This is a genomic window from Microbulbifer sp. CnH-101-G (assembly GCF_052466775.1).
Genome location: NZ_CP174292.1, coordinates 1,879,513 through 1,895,351 on the forward strand (window position 1 = coordinate 1,879,513; position 15,839 = coordinate 1,895,351).

The window sequence follows — 15,839 nt, forward strand, 5'->3', positions numbered from 1 at the left end:
TTTACCCTTGTTTACACAGACACACTCCAAATAGCCTAAATTTTGCTGTCGATAGGAGTGCCCCGGCGCGGCTACTTAGGTATGATGCGCCACAATAAACTGAATGGTCACCGGGATTTGCCGCGGGGCAATTGCCAATGCTCCAGTCAGAATCCGTCAGCTTTTTGCCGGACTGGCGACAAACTTTGGTGCCGATTAATAACGGAAGAAGTAGAAGAGACTAGCCATGAGTAAACATCAGCCACTCGCCCACTGGGACGATATCCTGCTGCTGGACCAGCAGTTGACAGACGAAGAGCGCATGGTGCGCGATGCCGCGCGCGAATACTGCCAGAACAAGCTGATGCCAAGGGTCTTGGAGGCCAACCGCCACGAGGTCTTCGACCGTGAAATCATGAGCGAAATGGGTGAGCTGGGCCTGCTGGGTTCCACCATCGAAGGCTATGGCTGTGCCGGTCTCAACTACGTTTCCTACGGTCTGGTGGCGCGTGAAGTTGAGCGCGTTGACTCCGGCTACCGCTCCGCCATGAGCGTGCAATCCAGCCTGGTGATGCACCCCATCTACGCCTACGGCAGCGAAGAGCAGAAGCAGAAATACCTTCCCAAGCTGGCCAGCGGTGAGTGGGTTGGCTGTTTCGGCCTGACCGAGCCGGATGCAGGCTCTGATCCTGGCGGTATGAAAACCCGCGCCAAGAAAGTGGACGGCGGCTACCGCATCAGCGGCGCCAAAATGTGGATTACCAACAGCCCCATCGCCGATGTCTTCGTGGTTTGGGCCAAAGACGATGACGACATCATTCGCGGCTTCGTACTCGAGAAGGGTATGGAAGGCCTGACCGCACCGAAGATCGAGGGCAAGTTCTCCCTGCGTGCCTCCATCACCGGTGAGATCGTGATGGACAATGTCTTCGTTCCCGAAGAGAACAAGTTCCCGGAAATCGGCGGACTGCGCGGCCCATTCGGCTGCTTGAACCGCGCCCGCTACGGCATTTCCTGGGGCGCCATGGGTGCCGGTGAATTCTGCTGGCACGCGGCCCGCCAGTACGGCCTGGACCGCAAACAGTTCAACCGCCCACTGGCACAAACCCAGCTGTTCCAGAAGAAGCTGGCCGATATGCAAACCGAAATTACCCTGGGTCTGCAGGCCTCCCTGCGCGTTGGCCGCATCATGGATGAGAACAAGCAGTTCGACCCCACCATGATCTCCCTGGTGAAGCGCAACAACTGCGGCAAGGCCCTGGATATCGCCCGCGTTTCCCGCGATATGCACGGCGGCAACGGCATCTCCGACGAGTTCCACGTGATTCGCCACGTGATGAACCTGGAAGCGGTAAATACCTACGAGGGCACCCATGACGTACACGCCCTGATCTTGGGCCGCGCACAGACCGGCCTGCAGGCGTTCGTTTAACGCCTCATTGGGCGCTACTCGCGGCAACACCCTCGGGTATGCGCCCTGCCCCATTAAACCGGCGGCTTTCCCTGAGCCTCCTAAATTTTTTGTAAATTACTACCCTTTGGCTTGCGCCTTTATCTCCTGCACATTGATCACGCAAAAGGCAATACCTACGAAAACCAACAGGGATGCCCACCACTCGATAGTATCCATCGACTCACCTAAAAGTACCCAGGAGCCCATCAAGCCAAATACCGGAACCAATAGCCCAAAGGGTGCAACAAAAGCAGCTGAATAACGCCGCATCAATTCCCCCCACCACATAAATCCAAGCAGAGTGATAAACAAACACTGATAGAGAACCGCACCCCATGCCAATGGCGAAGCTTCAAGTAAAACCTTGAGTGGTCTTTGCGTTTCCATAAAATAAGATAATACGAATAGCGGGATTGGCGGCACCAGTGATGCCCAAATCATCAGATGCAGCAGGTTTACCCCCTTCATGCTCTTCAGCAACATATTTCCAATAGCCCAGGCCATTCCCGAAGCAATCAGAAGCACGAGCCCCATTGTGGTTGTCGCTCCATTCTCATCGGCGTGTAGAAAAAATATCGTGAAACCCACAGCTGCAACTAACAACCCTAACAACTGCTGTCGGCTAATTTTATCCCCAAAAAAATAAACGCTAAAAAGTAGAGTAAAAAGCACCTGTGACTGTGCCAACAAACTGGCAACCCCAGATTGTGCATCGCTACGCAGAGCAAAATAAACCAAACCGGTATTGAGGAACTGAAGAAAAATGCCCGTCAAAAATACATTCATCACAGAGGTTTTCGGAAACGGGAAAAAAATGATAAGTGGCACACCCACCAGCGAAAATCTCAGGGCGGTCAGCAACAATGGGGGGATATCATTGATCGCAAATTTAACAATTGGGTAAGCCATGCCAATGATAAATACACAAGCTAGCGCTTTTAGGATGCTATAAATTGGCATAGTGGATACTTGGCTTCAGATATTTATCACTCACTGTTTCTACCCCAACCCCCATCAACCTCCAGGGTTTTACCCCTTGGATGTGGCAGCATTCAATAACACCTGTCGGCAGGGTCAATTTTTCCATCAAATCCCTTAAAATCCTTTTTTTACTTTTTACGGCGCGTATAAGATTCGCTGGGCAAACCTGCCAAGGTTAATCAGACAGAAGCTGGCCCCATGCTCTGCCAAAATCACAGAGTGCTAAAGGGACTTTCTCCTATGGCCAGCAGCCATAAATAGGCTGCCGGTTGCACCGCCTCACACTTCTTACTGGCGGCCAAGTAGCCGACTCCCTTTGCGTAAATAGAAGTGCTATTCTCCCCTGCCCGCCAATCTCTGGATGTAACAATGATATGGATGAGCTGCTGCATTGGTTCGACTTGATCGGTATTGCAGTCTTTGCCTTTAGTGGTGTACTCGCTGCAGGCCACAAGCAAATGGATTTGTTTGGCGCAGTAGTGCTCGCCTGTGTCACCTCCACGGGAGGGGGAACCATTCGGGACATCATCCTCAATATTCCCGTGTTTTGGCTGCAAGACACCTACTATTTGTGGATCGCTGTCACCACCGGTGTAGTCAGTTTTTACCTGATACGCTATTTACAAGTGCCCATGCGCCTACTGATGATAGCGGACGCCATTGGCCTCGCAGTATTTGTCGTGATCGGCACACAGAAGGGTTTAGAGCTGGGTTACTCCGCCACTATTGCCATCGTAATGGGAATGATGACCGGTACTTTCGGCGGTGTAATTCGCGATGTACTCTCCGGGGATATTCCACTGCTTCTGCGCCGGGAGATCTATGCCACTGCGGCTCTCACCGGCGCCGCCGTGCTGGTTGCTCTCGATGCCAGTGGCAAATTGCCGGGGGACTTGGTGGTGGCTATAGCCGTGCTGGTTACCTTGGCAATCCGCCTGGCAGCTCTGAAGTGGAACCTCTCCGCACCCATTGCGCGATTCGGTAACCATTGAGCGGCACAGCCCATAGAACCTAGAACTTTTCTGCCCACAGGAAGACACTTAGTGCGAAATCTCCGCCCACTGACCGCCTGCATCATATTCATCGGCTTACTGGTGAACGCCTGTGATCGGTCTGAGCAGGGGGCAACCCCCACGGTGAAAAAGCCCAGGAGCTATACCCACCTATACCCCAGGTCCTGCTGGTTTAAAACTGATGACAGTTGGCCCGCTACCCAGTGCTACATGATGGAAGTGCCGGAGGATTACGCCCACCCCACCAGGCGAAAAATTCGCTTCCCGGTGATTCGCTTTCGCGCCAATCATCCAGCCCCCAATAAGGCACCGCTGCTACATCTCGGGGCCGGTGGCCCCGGCGCCAGCATGGGGTTGGAGCCGGAAAACGCCAGCGACTGGTTGTGGTTGAACTACGCCGCAATGACTGTTGAAGACGGTCGCGATTTAATCGTGATCGATCCGCGCGGCACCGGCATGGCGCGGCCGCGCCTCACCTGCAGCGAGTTTATCGAGGACGCGCAGACGGCTTTCCAGCGCAACCTCTCCCCAGAAGAGGAAGCGCGTGTTTTCGCTTTCAGTATGGAGCGCTGCTACAGCCGTCTGAGCAAGGGCGCGGATATGGCGCAGTACAACAGTTCTGTGATTGCTCGGGATGTGGAAGAGCTGCGCAAGCTGTTGAAAATCGACAAGCTCGACCTCTATGGCGTTTCCTACTCTTCCCGCTACGCCCTCACTTATGCGCGGGATTTCCCCGATTCAACTCGCGCCCTGGTGCTCAACAGCGCGGTCTTCCCGAATATCGCCTATACCCAACAACTTGCTCAGGATTCACTGGCGGCTTACGAGCGCGGCCTCAAGCACTGTATTGAGGATGAAAAATGTAACAGCCGCTACCCGGATCTGCGCCGGCGCCTGGAGAACCTGGTGCAAACCCTCGATGAGAAACCGCGCACGGTTTCTATCAAGCACCGCTATTCGAATCAGCCCTACCCGTTTGTGCTCACGGGGCAACGCCTGCTGAGGGTGCTGTTCCAGGCTTTGTACAACGAGAATTTTTACAGTGAACTGCCAAAGCTAATTGAGGGGCTGGAGAACAGTAGCGACGAGGGCCTGAAGCCCGCGCAAAAAGCGATTGGACACTTTATGGAAATCGTACTGGACCCCTACTTTGGCGACGCCGCCGGGGTCAGCCATTTCTGTTATGAGGAAGCCCCCTTTGTCGATTTCGACCAAGCCCGCGAGAGCGCCGAGGGCACCGGCATACTCGGCGGCGCTGTGCGCTCAGACCTGAAGTTGCTGCAACTGCAATGCCGTATCTGGGCGATCCCCGCTGCACCACTGCTGGAGTCCCAACCCATTGCCACTCCCGCTCCAGTGATGGTGTTACACGGTGGACTGGATCCGGTTTTATCCGCGGAGGATGTAGATATAGCGCGCAAAGCGCTGCCCAATCACCAATGGCTGCTATTCCCTCAATTGGCTCACGATATTATTTCTGCCAGTAGCTGCGCAGAAAAAGCGGCGGCGCGCTTTCTCGACAACCCAGAAAACGACCAGACAGAACCCACCAAAGACTGCCGCAAGCAGGAACTGGCAGACCAGATCCAGGAGGAGCAAGAGGAACAGAGCCAAGGCGGTGAAACAGAGGCCCCTTCCACGGGCGTGCCAGCCCCGGAAAGCGAACCCTAAACGATTGGCGTCATTGGACGACAGCAGGAATCAACATGGACCGAATGCACAGCGCTTCGCTCATTGAAGTAGAGGATCTCCAAAAACGGATTGCCGACGAGACAGTGGTCATCCTGGACTGCCGCTATGATCTCGCCGACAAGGAAAGCGGAGCCCAAGCCTATGCAGCGGGGCATATTCCCGGAGCCCACTACGCCAGCCTGCACCGGGATCTGTCCGCCCCCATACACCAGTTTGGCGGGCGTCATCCCATGCCCAACAGCGCACAGTTCCAGCAATTCGCCCGCAAGTTGGGTATCAACACCGATACGCCAGTGGTTGTCTACGACGATAACCGCCTGGGCTTTGCTGCGCGTGCCTGGTTCCTGTTTTTCTTTTTCGGCCACACAGATATCCGAGTTCTCAATGGAGGCCTGCGAGCATGGCTTGATGCCGGTCTGACTTTAGAGAGCGGTGAACCGGAAGCCGCACCGAAAGGTAATTTCAGTGCAAAGCCAAAAGACAATCTACTGGTGCACTACGAGACCCTTAAAACCTCTCTGGGCGATGCGCCTTGGCAGCTGGTAGACGCCCGAGATGAAGATCGCTTTGCCGGCAAACACGAACCCATAGATCCCATCGCGGGCCATATCCCCAGCGCCATCAACCAACCCTGGCGAGAAATGACCGACGAGAAAGGCAAAGTGAAGTCGCCTGCGGCGCTCCAAGCTATTTGGGATTCCCACTCAGATGGACGGCCCATTCTGAATTACTGCGGTTCAGGGGTGACGGCCTGTGTAAACTACTTTGCTCAACAGCTGGCCGGACGCCGGGACTCCCTGCTTTACCCTGGGAGCTGGAGCGATTGGTGCGCACATCAGCGGCAAAGCAAATAAGAGGCTAGGAAGAATCTAGTCAGGGGGATTAAGGGGGCAGTGATTTCCGCCCCCACAGATCAGCCGAGCGCCTTAATCGTGCATGGGATTACGCAGTATCGGACAAACGGCTTCTTTGTTTTTCGCCATATACTGCTGGTGGTATTCCTCGGCGTAATAAAATGGCTGGGCCATGCTAATTTCGGTGGTCACCTCACCGCGCTGCTTTTCATTAAGGGCCGCTTGTATGGCTTCCCTGCTTGCTTCCGCTTCTTTCTTCTGCCCTTCGTGGGTACAGAAAATACAGGAGCGGTACTGGGAGCCGATATCATTGCCCTGGCGCATGCCTTGGGTGGGATCATGCATGTCCCAAAAAGTTTTCAGTAACTCTGCATAGCTGACCTTCTTCGGGTCAAACACCACCTTAACCACCTCGGCATGCCCCGTGCGGCCACTACACACTTCATCGTAATTTGGGTTCTCGGTGGCACCATCCGTATAGCCCACTGCAGTGGCATAGACGCCATTAATTTCCCAGAACAGTCGCTCCGCACCCCAGAAGCAACCCATGCCAAATAATGCGACCTCCATGCCCTCGGGGAATGGCTCCTGAATGGGATTGCCGTTGACATAATGGACGCCAGTGATTTCCATCGGCTGTGGTCGGCCGGGCAAAATCTGATCCGCATCCGGAATCTGGAATTTGTCGTATTGCATACTGTTATCTCAAGTGCTGAAATTTTCTTCAAACAGGATAGCTACAAGCCATCATTCCGCCCAGAGTTTGGAAGGGCTTGAGGCGAGCCATGGTAACCTGACAATCCATGGGATCGGAAAGATATTTAAGCCCTGGACACAAACTTGGCAAGTTCAGAATCTAAGGAGCCGCCATTGGCACGTTTAATTCTTCTACTACTGATTGTTATCGGCGTCTGGTATGCCTGGCAGAAAATCAAAGCCAGTTCAAAGGGCGATAAACGCAAACAGATTTTCTTTATCACGCTAATGGGGGCGGCGGCGGTTGTCGTACTGTTGGCGATTAGTGGACGGCTACATTGGGTCGGCGCCACAGTATTGCTAATTTTGCCGGTATTGGGGCGCCTGCTCAATCAACTCACGCGCCTGATGCCCTGGCTGGCCCCCCTATTTGAGCGTTACGCACGCAAGCGGCAAAACCCGAATCCACAGCAAGAACAGGAGACTCAGCAGGAACATAAAACCACACAGACCGATCAGGGGCCGCCATTAAGTGAACATGAAGCGCGGCGGATTTTGGGCGTCGGCGCCAAGGCCGGGCGGGACGAAATTATCGGTGCGCACCGCAAACTTATCCAAAAATTGCACCCGGATCGCGGTGGTAACGACTACCTGGCGTCGCGGGTAAATGCCGCCAAGGAACTGCTGCTGCGCACGCTCTAATCTTCAGCCCTTTATCAGAGCTTTATTCGGGCACTCGACAGAGGAGGTGGATATAACGCGCCAGCTGACGATAGGGGTCGGTCTGCGAGTACTCCAGTTCCTTTTGTACGATTGCCGCGGCGGGCAGTTTGTCGCGAATAGCTGGCGTCATAAAGTCGTGAAAACAGCGGATGCCACTATGACAAGTCACTTCAAAGCCCGCCTCTTGCAGCCAATCACTCACCCTCTCCATTAGCAGCGGGTTTTGTGGTGTCAGGCTGCCGGGGTGCCCGCCCCAGTAATCCTCATCGATATTGCGCTCCAACTGACGAAAGCTGCCGCGCTGCAACAGGCGAAACTCCAGCGCGCGTCGGTTGTAAAACGTCAGAGACAAGTAGCCACCCGGTTTCAGCAAACGGTGCAGTTGCTGCAAGGCCAGCCGTGGTTCCTCCAGCCACTCAAGCACCGCATGGCAGATTACCAGGTCCGCGCCCTGCAGCATTTTCATCTGCGCCAGCGCCTGTAAGGGTTTATGCAAAAGGGTTACCCGCTTTTGTAAATGTCTCGCCTGCACCTCTGCCGCAGCATGCTCCAGCATTTGCGCCGAAATATCTGCCAAGTACACCCGATGCCCTGCAGCAGCCAAGTCCATGGCAAAGTGCCCCTGGCCACCACCGGCATCCACAATTTTCAGAGTGCGCGATTCCCGGCTGACAATCGACGCCAAATCACGGTTCAATACGGCCAGGCGAATATCACCCTTGAGACCACCGTAAATTCGATCGCGAAATCGATGCGCCAGGTCGTCAAAGTTTCTGTCGCTGTAACGTGTATCGCTCATGGGGCCCCACCAACCACAACTTCAGTAGCCCGGCGCTCGTTTTCCGCGATTTTACTGCGCAGCGCCACATCCATATCCACTCCGAGCACCTCCGCCAACTTACACAGGTACATTTGGATATCTGCCAGCTCTGCGGCAACCTCTTCAGCATTCTCACTCTGCATCAGTGCGTGGATGTCACCGTTATCACGCCACTGAAAATGCCGATTCAATTCGGCCACTTCTACCGAGAGCGCCATCGCCAGGTTCTTTGCGGTATGCAGCTGCTGCCAGCCCCGCAGTTTTGCCACCTTGTCAAAGGCCGCCACAATTTCACGATTCTCCACTGAACTTCTTCCTCTGCTGACGCTCGAGGCCACCCTCCCGCGCCGCCAAAATCGAATTGAGCGCGCGGGACATAAACTCGCGCCGGTACAATACACAAACCACAAAAACGTAACCGGCAATAAACAGCAGAGGGTGGATAAACCAACCCAGTACCGACATGGAAAAGTAATAGGAGCGCAAACCGTAGTTGTAACTGTGCCCGGCATGGTCGATTACTTTGGCGGTGCTGATGGCAAAACGGCGGCGCTCGGCCTCGGACAACTCCCCCGCTTCTGGCGGAGGCGCAGCGCCGATCAGCACATTGGCAAAGGAGTACTGGCGCAGGGACCAGGTGAAATTGAAAAAGGCGAAAATAAAAATCAGGATAAGCAACATCACCTTAAGCTCAAACTGCTCAACCGTGGTGGGCTCGGCAAAGGGCAGGCTGGTGAGTACTTCAATGGCGGCCTTGTTCGCCGTTAGGGCCGTCACCAAGCCCGCCAGAATCAGGATACTGGTGGAGGCAAAAAAACCAATCACCCGCTCCAGGTTACTGAGGATAGCGGTATCCGCCATGCGCATATCCCGGTCGAGCATGCGCAGCATCCACTCCACTCGATACCATTGCAATGAAGATGTGAGACACCAAGTCTCTTTGGCTTTCTTACGTGCAAATACGGTGTAACCCACCCATGTGATAAAAAAGCCAGTGACGCTGGCAATATCCAACCAGGACAACCTCTATCTCCCTATTCGTCTACATTTATGCCGGGGCTTCAGTAGGTGAAGTCTTCGCCTTGCTGACATCCTTGTCAACACTGTCTTTCCGGTGTGTGCAAGCGGTAGAATAGCGCCCTTTCGCCGGCGGCAGAGGCCGGCCAGAAAATTTTCTATAACTCCAGGGAGCTGTCTTTTGAACAACTCACATCCTGCATTTGAACTGGTTACCAGCGCAGAAATCGATTCCCTCGGCGTGCGCGTCGAGGAATACCGCCACACCACCACCGGTGCCCAACACCTGCACATTGCCGCAGACAACGCGGAAAATGTTTTCCTGGTGGCATTGCGCACTGTGCCCCACGATTCCACCGGTGTGGCCCATATTCTTGAGCACACCGCACTGTGCGGCAGTAACAAATACCCGGTGCGCGACCCTTTCTTTATGATGATTCGGCGTTCACTCAACACCTTTATGAATGCCTTCACCAGTTCGGACTGGACCGCCTACCCCTTTGCCAGCCAGAACCGCAAGGATTTCAATAACCTTCTCGATGTTTACCTGGATGCGGTATTTTTCGCCACATTGGACCCGCTGGATTTTGCCCAGGAAGGACACCGCCTGGAATTTGCCGAAACCGAAAATACCAGCAGTGAGCTGGTATACAAAGGCGTGGTGTTCAATGAGATGAAGGGCGCCATGAGCTCGGTCAGCTCGCAGCTTTGGCACACCCTGAGCAAATACCTGTTCCCCACCACGACTTACCACTTCAACTCCGGTGGCGAACCCACAGATATTCCCAAACTCAGCTACCAAGAGTTAGTGGATTTCTACCGCAGTCACTACCACCCCAGCAACGCCATCTTTATGACCTTCGGCGATATTCCCGCCGCAGAACACCAGGCTGCTTTTGAAGAAAAAGCGCTGCACAAATTTGAGAAGCTGGACAAGACAATCGAGGTGGGCCGCGAAGATCGCTACTACGCTCCACTCAAGGTGGAAGAGCACTACCCGCTTACCGGCGAGCCTCTGGAAGGAAAAACCCATATTGTTTTGAGCTGGTTACTCGGCGACGTAACCGATCTGGAAGAGGCCCTCACCGCACACCTGCTCGCCGGTGTACTGCTGGATAACAGTGCCTCCCCGCTGATGAAACTGTTAGAGACCACCGACCTCGGCACCTCCCCTTCCCCACTTATCGGGCTGGACGATTCCCAGCGGGAACTGGTGTTTGTGTGCGGTATTGAAGGCAGCGAGCGCGAGCGTGCCGACGAGCTGGAAAAACAAGTACTCGCCGTATTGGAAGAAGTCGCCGAGAAAGGCATTCCCTACGAGCAGGTAGCCGCCAGTTTACACCAGCTGGAACTGCAACAGCGCGAAATCGGTGGTGACGGCTACCCCTTCGGCCTGCAGCTGATCCTTACCGCGCTTACTGGCGCCACCCACCGTGGCGATGCGGTTGGCCTGCTGAATATCGACGCCACCCTGGAAAAATTGCGCGAACAGATCAAAGATCCGATGTTTATCGCCAATAAAGCCCGCAAACTATTATTGGAAAACCAACACCGCGTGCGCCTAGTGATGAGCCCGGACGACAAACTGGCCGAGCGCAAAGAGCAGGCAGAGAAGGAACAGCTAGCGCAGATTAAGGCGCACCTCAGCGAGAAGGAAAAAGCGCAGATTGTCGAAACCGCCAAGGCCCTAGCGGATCGCCAAAATCGCGAGGACGATGCCTCCATCCTGCCCAAAGTGGGTGTAGAGGATATTCCCGCGGAAATGCCCGATGTCGAGGGTGAAACCACTGAAATCGGCGAGCAAAAACTCACCCGCTACAGCGCCGGTACCAATGGTCTGGTTTACCAGCAGATGGTTTGCGCCCTGCCGGAATTCAGCGAGGAAGAAAAAGCTCTACTGCCTTACTACTGCCAAGTATTGAGCGAGGTTGGCCTCGCCGATAAAGACTACCTGGAAGTTCAGCAATGGCAGACCCGTGTCGCCGGTGCCCTGCATGGCTTTACCAGCAGCCGCACCGCCATCGACAACCTCGATCACCTGTCCGGCCACTTTATTCTTTCCGGCAAGGCGCTCTCTCGAAACCAGGGCGAACTCACCGAACTGATGCAGGCCACCATGGCGCAAGTGCGCTTCGATGAGCATGCCCGCATTAAAGAACTGCTGCAACAAACCCTGGCGCGCCGAGAGCAAGGTGTTGTTGGCAACGGCCACGCCCTCGCCATGGCAGCGGCCAGTGCCGGCTACAATCGCGCAGCCTGGGAGAGCCACGCCAGCGGTGGCCTGCTGGGCCTGCGCAACTTGAGAGCCCTGGTCAAAGGGCTCGATGAAAGAGACGGCCTGCAGCAACTTTCCGCGCATTTCCAGGCGATCCACGACAAGATCCTCGCCGCCCCACGCCAATTCCTGTTGATTGGGGAAGAGGAGAAACTGGGAGATTTCAGCCAGGCATTGGCCCCGCTTGTCTCTACGCCCAGCGCAACTGCGGCCAACCCGGATGCACCTTTTGAGCGCAAACAGGTGCAAGAACTCTGGGTAGCCAACAGCCAGGTAAATTTCTGCTCCAAGGCTTACGCCACTGTGCCCATGTCGAACCCGGATGCCGCACCGCTTTCTGTATTGAGCGGTTTCCTGCGCAACGGCTTCCTGCACCGCACGATTCGCGAACAGGGCGGCGCCTACGGCGGTGGTGCCGGACACGACAGCAATATCGGGGTATTCCGCTTTTACTCCTATCGCGACCCGCGCATGGGAGAAACCCTAGAGGATTTCGATGCCTCTCTGCAGTGGCTGGCCGAAGGCAAGCACAAGGAGGAGCAAGTGGAAGAATCGATCCTCGGCGTGATTGGCGGACTGGACAAACCCGGCTCCCCCGCCGGCGAGGCCAAAAAGAATTTCCACTCCGGCCTATATGGACGCACCCATGAAGTACGCCAGCAGTTCCGCAAGCGGGTGACAGAAGTTACTTTGCAAGACCTGCAGCGCGTTGGTGCCACTTACCTGGAACCGTCCAAAGCCAGCACCGCTATTGTCACTGGCCCTCAAGGCAGCGAAGCGGCAGCGAAGCTGAACCTGCAAGAAGAAAAACTGTAATTACGCCAGGCCCCCGGCAGCAATATCTGCCGGGGCGCCGGTTTTACCCGCTTGCAGACAAAATGTACTCGGCGGTAACCATTTCTCTCGGATCATTGCCGTGATCCCTAAGCGAAGTCCCGATGAGCAAACAAGATAATATCTACGCAAACCCACTGGGCCAGGTGGCCGGTTTTGAATTTGATCGGCAGGTGGTGCAAGTATTCCCGGACATGATCAAGCGCTCCGTACCCGGCTACACCACCATCGTGGCCATGATCGGCACCCTCGCGGAACGCTATGCCCAGGCCGGCAGCCGTTGCTATGACCTGGGCAGCTCACTGTGTGCCGCCACCCTGGCCATGCGCCACCGTATTCCCGCGGCAGATTGCGAAATCATTGCCGTAGATAATTCCGAGGCGATGGTGTCCCAGGCGCGCACGGTACTCGAAGCGGACAGCGGCGAAGTGCCCGTGCAACTCATCTGCGACAACCTGCAAAACGTGGCAATTGAAAACGCCTCCGTTGTGGTGCTGAACTTCACGCTGCAATTTATTCCGGTTGAGGAGCGCGAGGAAATCCTGCGTAAAATCCAGCAGGGACTGCGCCCCGGCGGCATCCTGATTATTTCCGAGAAAGTGGACTTCGCCGATAAAGACCACAACGAACTGATGATTGAGTTACATCACTCTTTTAAGGCCGCCAATGGCTACAGCGCCCTGGAAATCGCACAAAAGCGTTCGGCGTTAGAAAACGTATTGATTCCTGAGACCCTGGACACCCACCGCACGCGCCTGAAAAGTGTCGGCTTTACCAGCGTGGATGTCTGGTTCCAGTGTTTTAACTTTGCCTCCCTGATCGCCATCAAAGGCACCCCCGATAAGTAAGTACCCGTGATTGATTACACCCAACTCTACCAAGGCCTGCAACATATCCCGGAACTGCGCGGCTGGCTGGCCCAGCTACCTCAACAGGTAGCCGAAAACCTGAGCCCGCATCGCTGGGGCGACCTGCCCGACTGGCGCGCCGCTGTCGAAGCTCTGCCAGATATCGCCCCTTCCAGCATCGAGCTCAGCAATAGTGTGCGCATCGGCAAGGCCAGTGACGCCTCGCCGGAACAGTTGCAGCTACTGGAGCAGGAACTGAGAAAACTGCATCCCTGGCGCAAAGGCCCCTGGGAGATTTTCGGCCTGCCAATCGATACCGAATGGCGCTCCGACTGGAAATGGGACCGAGTACTGCCTCACCTGGCACCTATGGAAAACAGGTTGGTGCTGGATGTGGGTTGCGGCAACGGCTATCACTGCTGGCGCTCCTATGGCGCCGGCGCCCGACGTGTGATTGGCATCGACCCCTCGGCAAAATTCGTCGCGCAGTTTTACGCCCTAAAAAAATATCTCGGCGATGACCAGCCGGTGGACCTACTGCCACTCGGCATCGAGGCCCTGCCCGCAAATCTACGCGCCTTCGATACCACCTTCTCCATGGGTGTGCTCTACCACCGCCGCTCTCCAATGGATCACCTGCGCGAGCTGCGTGAGACCCTGCGCCCCGGTGGCCAGCTGGTGCTGGAGACCTTAGTGATTGATGGCGGGCTCGGGGATTGCCTGGTGCCGGAAGATCGTTACGCCAAAATGCGCAATGTGTGGTTCTTCCCCAGCTGCGCCACTTTGGAAAGTTGGCTGCGCAAATGCGGGTTTCACAACCCCAGGACAGTAGACTTGAATACCACTAGCCTGGAGGAACAGCGGCGCACCGACTGGATGCATTTTGAATCCCTGGCCGACTTTCTCGATCCGCAATCGCCGGACAGAACCGTAGAAGGTCACCCCGCGCCCAAACGCGCTGTTTTGGTCGCGGAAGTGCCGTAGCTTGTATCACAGCCGGTGATAGGGAACTCATAAATTCCGCAAAACCCGCAACAAGTAGAATTTTGTACGGAATAGCAGCTGCCATCTTGATTGTTGCGCCTTGTAAGGCAAAGTGCGCCCCTAAATGGTGCAACTATATCCTTAAGGGAGGGCCGCAACCCTGTGCGGCCCAGCGCAGAGAATTTATATGAGTATTAGCGTATTTGAACTGTTCAAAATTGGTGTCGGCCCCTCAAGCTCCCATACGGTGGGCCCAATGGTCGCCGCACGCCAGTTTGTTCAGGACCTGCGCGACCGCGACCAGCTCGCAAAAACCGACCGTGTTCAAGTACACCTATACGGCTCCCTGGCCCTGACCGGCGTCGGCCACGGCACCGATATGGCAGTATTGATGGGACTACTGGGCCAAGCCCCCGATACTATCGACGTCGATAGCATCGACGAAAAGATGGACGCCATCCACAACGAGCAAGTGTTGACCCTCAATGGTGACCACAAAATAGAGTTTGTTCGCGATCGGGACCTGCTCTTCCATATGGAAGAGTTTCTGCCTCAACATTCCAACGGCATGACCTGCCAGGCCTATTGCGGCGATGAACTGTTGTTCGAGCGCAGCTATTTCTCCATCGGCGGTGGCTTTGTTCTGTCAGAAGAAGACTTCGCCCACAAGGAGGTGATTGCCACCCTGCTGCCCTACGATTTCAGCAACGCCGAACAGCTGATGAAGATCTGCGACCGACACGGCTGGACCATCGCCGAATTGGCAATGGAAAATGAGAAAGCATTTCGCAGCGAGCAGGAAGTCAAAGACCGCCTGTGGAATATTTGGAAAGTGATGGAAGCCTCCATCGAGCGAGGCTGCCAGCAGAAAGGCATTCTGCCCGGCGGCCTGAAAGTGCGTCGCCGTGCCGCCGAGCTCTACTGCGAGTTGAGTAAACAAACCGCAGAGGAGCGCAATCGCGGCCTCGCCATCCTCGACTGGGTAAGCCTGTTTGCCCTCGCCGTTAACGAAGAGAATGCCGCGCGCGGCCGCATTGTTACCGCCCCCACCAACGGTGCCGCCGGTGTTATTCCCGCGGTTATCGCCTATTACGTGGAATTTGTACACGACCCGGAAGTACACGGCGAACTCAAGGATCAGGTAGTGAAATTCCTGCTCACCGCCGGTGCCATCGGCATGCTATTTAAGAAAAATGCCTCTATCTCCGCTGCCGAAGTGGGCTGCCAGGGCGAGATCGGCGTTGCCTGCTCAATGGCCTCCGCGGGCCTGGCCGCCGTGGAAGGCGGCAGCAACCAGCAAATCGAGAACGCCGCTGAGATCGGGATGGAACACAACCTGGGCCTCACCTGCGATCCTATAGGTGGCTTGGTGCAAGTTCCCTGTATCGAGCGCAACACCATGGGCGCAGTAAAAGCCATCAACGGCGCTCGCCTGGCCCTACGTGGCGACGGCGCCCATATCGTACCGCTGGATAGCGTGATCGAAACCATGCGCCAGACTGGTATCGATATGCAGAGTAAATATAAGGAAACATCTCTGGGTGGGCTGGCGGTTAACGCGGTTAACTGCTAATTGATTTTTTTATGCCGGGGCTGGATTTAGCCTCGGTAATTTTGCTATTTCTGGCGAATCAATTTCTCACAGAAGCCTCTGAACAGCCCCATAAAAC

Annotated in this window: 14 protein-coding genes; 9 read left to right on the forward strand and 5 right to left on the reverse strand. The window is 55.4% G+C overall.

The window, feature by feature from the left end; genetic code table 11:
* The first annotated feature begins 226 nt into the window (after positions 1-226).
* On the forward strand, positions 227-1,411 hold the full coding sequence (locus ACJJID_RS08280; protein ID WP_444922298.1) for an acyl-CoA dehydrogenase: 1,185 nt from the start codon (positions 227-229) through the stop codon (positions 1,409-1,411).
* Positions 1,412-1,510: 99 nt separating this feature from the next.
* Here the strand turns inward: ACJJID_RS08280 and ACJJID_RS08285 are convergent, their stop codons facing one another.
* A complete protein-coding gene (locus tag ACJJID_RS08285; protein ID WP_444922299.1) occupies positions 1,511-2,392 on the reverse strand; it encodes a DMT family transporter in 882 nt (293 codons plus the stop codon).
* Between the two features lie 395 nt (positions 2,393-2,787).
* Here ACJJID_RS08285 and ACJJID_RS08290 point away from each other — a divergent pair, with 395 nt between their 5' ends.
* Genes ACJJID_RS08290 through ACJJID_RS08300 form a run of 3 tightly spaced genes read left to right on the forward strand, consistent with a single transcriptional unit; the run spans position 2,788 to position 5,972 of the window.
* Complete coding sequence (locus tag ACJJID_RS08290) at positions 2,788-3,405, forward strand: trimeric intracellular cation channel family protein (protein WP_152453742.1); 618 nt, start codon at positions 2,788-2,790, stop codon at positions 3,403-3,405.
* A gap of 51 nt (positions 3,406-3,456) precedes the next feature.
* Entirely contained in the window at positions 3,457-5,097 is a 1,641-nt protein-coding gene (locus ACJJID_RS08295) for an alpha/beta fold hydrolase (protein ID WP_444922300.1), read from the forward strand.
* Between the two features lie 35 nt (positions 5,098-5,132).
* The gene (locus ACJJID_RS08300; protein WP_444922301.1) at positions 5,133-5,972 is read left to right on the forward strand and encodes a sulfurtransferase; all 840 of its coding nucleotides are present in this window, start codon (positions 5,133-5,135) and stop codon (positions 5,970-5,972) included.
* Between the two features lie 72 nt (positions 5,973-6,044).
* Here the strand turns inward: ACJJID_RS08300 and msrA are convergent, their stop codons facing one another.
* Positions 6,045-6,668, reverse strand: coding sequence for a peptide-methionine (S)-S-oxide reductase MsrA (msrA, locus tag ACJJID_RS08305; protein ID WP_152453744.1), 624 nt, complete (start codon positions 6,666-6,668; stop codon positions 6,045-6,047).
* Positions 6,669-6,842: 174 nt separating this feature from the next.
* Here msrA and ACJJID_RS08310 point away from each other — a divergent pair, with 174 nt between their 5' ends.
* Positions 6,843-7,370: a molecular chaperone DnaJ gene (locus ACJJID_RS08310; RefSeq protein WP_444922302.1), complete on the forward strand. Its 528-nt coding sequence runs from the start codon at positions 6,843-6,845 to the stop codon at positions 7,368-7,370.
* A gap of 22 nt (positions 7,371-7,392) precedes the next feature.
* On the opposite strand, the gene ACJJID_RS08315 is transcribed toward ACJJID_RS08310, so the two are convergent.
* From ACJJID_RS08315 to ACJJID_RS08325, 3 genes are read right to left on the reverse strand one after another with little or no spacing between them, the layout of a single operon-like run.
* On the reverse strand, positions 7,393-8,190 hold the full coding sequence (locus ACJJID_RS08315) for a methyltransferase (protein WP_444922303.1): 798 nt from the start codon (positions 8,188-8,190) through the stop codon (positions 7,393-7,395).
* Positions 8,187-8,516, reverse strand: coding sequence for a nucleotide pyrophosphohydrolase (locus ACJJID_RS08320; protein WP_444922304.1), 330 nt, complete (start codon positions 8,514-8,516; stop codon positions 8,187-8,189). Before ACJJID_RS08320 ends, ACJJID_RS08315 begins: the two co-directional genes overlap by 4 nt.
* A complete protein-coding gene (locus ACJJID_RS08325) occupies positions 8,503-9,234 on the reverse strand; it encodes a DUF599 domain-containing protein (RefSeq protein WP_444922305.1) in 732 nt (243 codons plus the stop codon). The genes ACJJID_RS08320 and ACJJID_RS08325 overlap by 14 nt, the downstream gene beginning before the upstream one ends.
* Positions 9,235-9,409: 175 nt before the next feature.
* On the opposite strand from ACJJID_RS08325, the gene ACJJID_RS08330 reads away from it, so the two are divergent.
* The 4 genes from ACJJID_RS08330 (at position 9,410) to ACJJID_RS08345 (ending at position 15,742) form a co-directional block, all read left to right on the forward strand.
* Positions 9,410-12,319 carry an insulinase family protein gene (locus tag ACJJID_RS08330; RefSeq protein WP_444922306.1) on the forward strand — a complete coding sequence of 970 codons (2,910 nt, stop codon included), beginning with the start codon at positions 9,410-9,412 and terminating at the stop codon, positions 12,317-12,319.
* A 122-nt stretch (positions 12,320-12,441) separates the two neighbouring features.
* Positions 12,442-13,185, forward strand: coding sequence for a carboxy-S-adenosyl-L-methionine synthase CmoA (cmoA, locus tag ACJJID_RS08335; protein ID WP_152453749.1), 744 nt, complete (start codon positions 12,442-12,444; stop codon positions 13,183-13,185).
* A gap of 6 nt (positions 13,186-13,191) precedes the next feature.
* The gene (gene cmoB / locus ACJJID_RS08340) at positions 13,192-14,169 is read left to right on the forward strand and encodes a tRNA 5-methoxyuridine(34)/uridine 5-oxyacetic acid(34) synthase CmoB (RefSeq protein ID WP_444922307.1); all 978 of its coding nucleotides are present in this window, start codon (positions 13,192-13,194) and stop codon (positions 14,167-14,169) included.
* Between the two features lie 187 nt (positions 14,170-14,356).
* Positions 14,357-15,742, forward strand: coding sequence for an L-serine ammonia-lyase (locus ACJJID_RS08345; protein ID WP_444922308.1), 1,386 nt, complete (start codon positions 14,357-14,359; stop codon positions 15,740-15,742).
* Positions 15,743-15,839 lie beyond the last annotated feature (97 nt).

What these genes read in the sequence shown, in the direction of transcription:
- ACJJID_RS08280 (WP_444922298.1), top strand. Translation starts at nt 227, where the DNA reads ATGAGTAAACATCAGCCACTCGCCCACTGGGACGATATCCTGCTGCTG.
- ACJJID_RS08285 (WP_444922299.1), bottom strand. Translation starts at nt 2,392, where the DNA reads ATGCCAATTTATAGCATCCTAAAAGCGCTAGCTTGTGTATTTATCATT.
- ACJJID_RS08290 (WP_152453742.1), top strand. Translation starts at nt 2,788, where the DNA reads ATGGATGAGCTGCTGCATTGGTTCGACTTGATCGGTATTGCAGTCTTT.
- ACJJID_RS08300 (WP_444922301.1), top strand. Translation starts at nt 5,133, where the DNA reads ATGGACCGAATGCACAGCGCTTCGCTCATTGAAGTAGAGGATCTCCAA.
- msrA (WP_152453744.1), bottom strand. Translation starts at nt 6,668, where the DNA reads ATGCAATACGACAAATTCCAGATTCCGGATGCGGATCAGATTTTGCCC.
- ACJJID_RS08315 (WP_444922303.1), bottom strand. Translation starts at nt 8,190, where the DNA reads ATGAGCGATACACGTTACAGCGACAGAAACTTTGACGACCTGGCGCAT.
- cmoA (WP_152453749.1), top strand. Translation starts at nt 12,442, where the DNA reads ATGAGCAAACAAGATAATATCTACGCAAACCCACTGGGCCAGGTGGCC.
- ACJJID_RS08345 (WP_444922308.1), top strand. Translation starts at nt 14,357, where the DNA reads ATGAGTATTAGCGTATTTGAACTGTTCAAAATTGGTGTCGGCCCCTCA.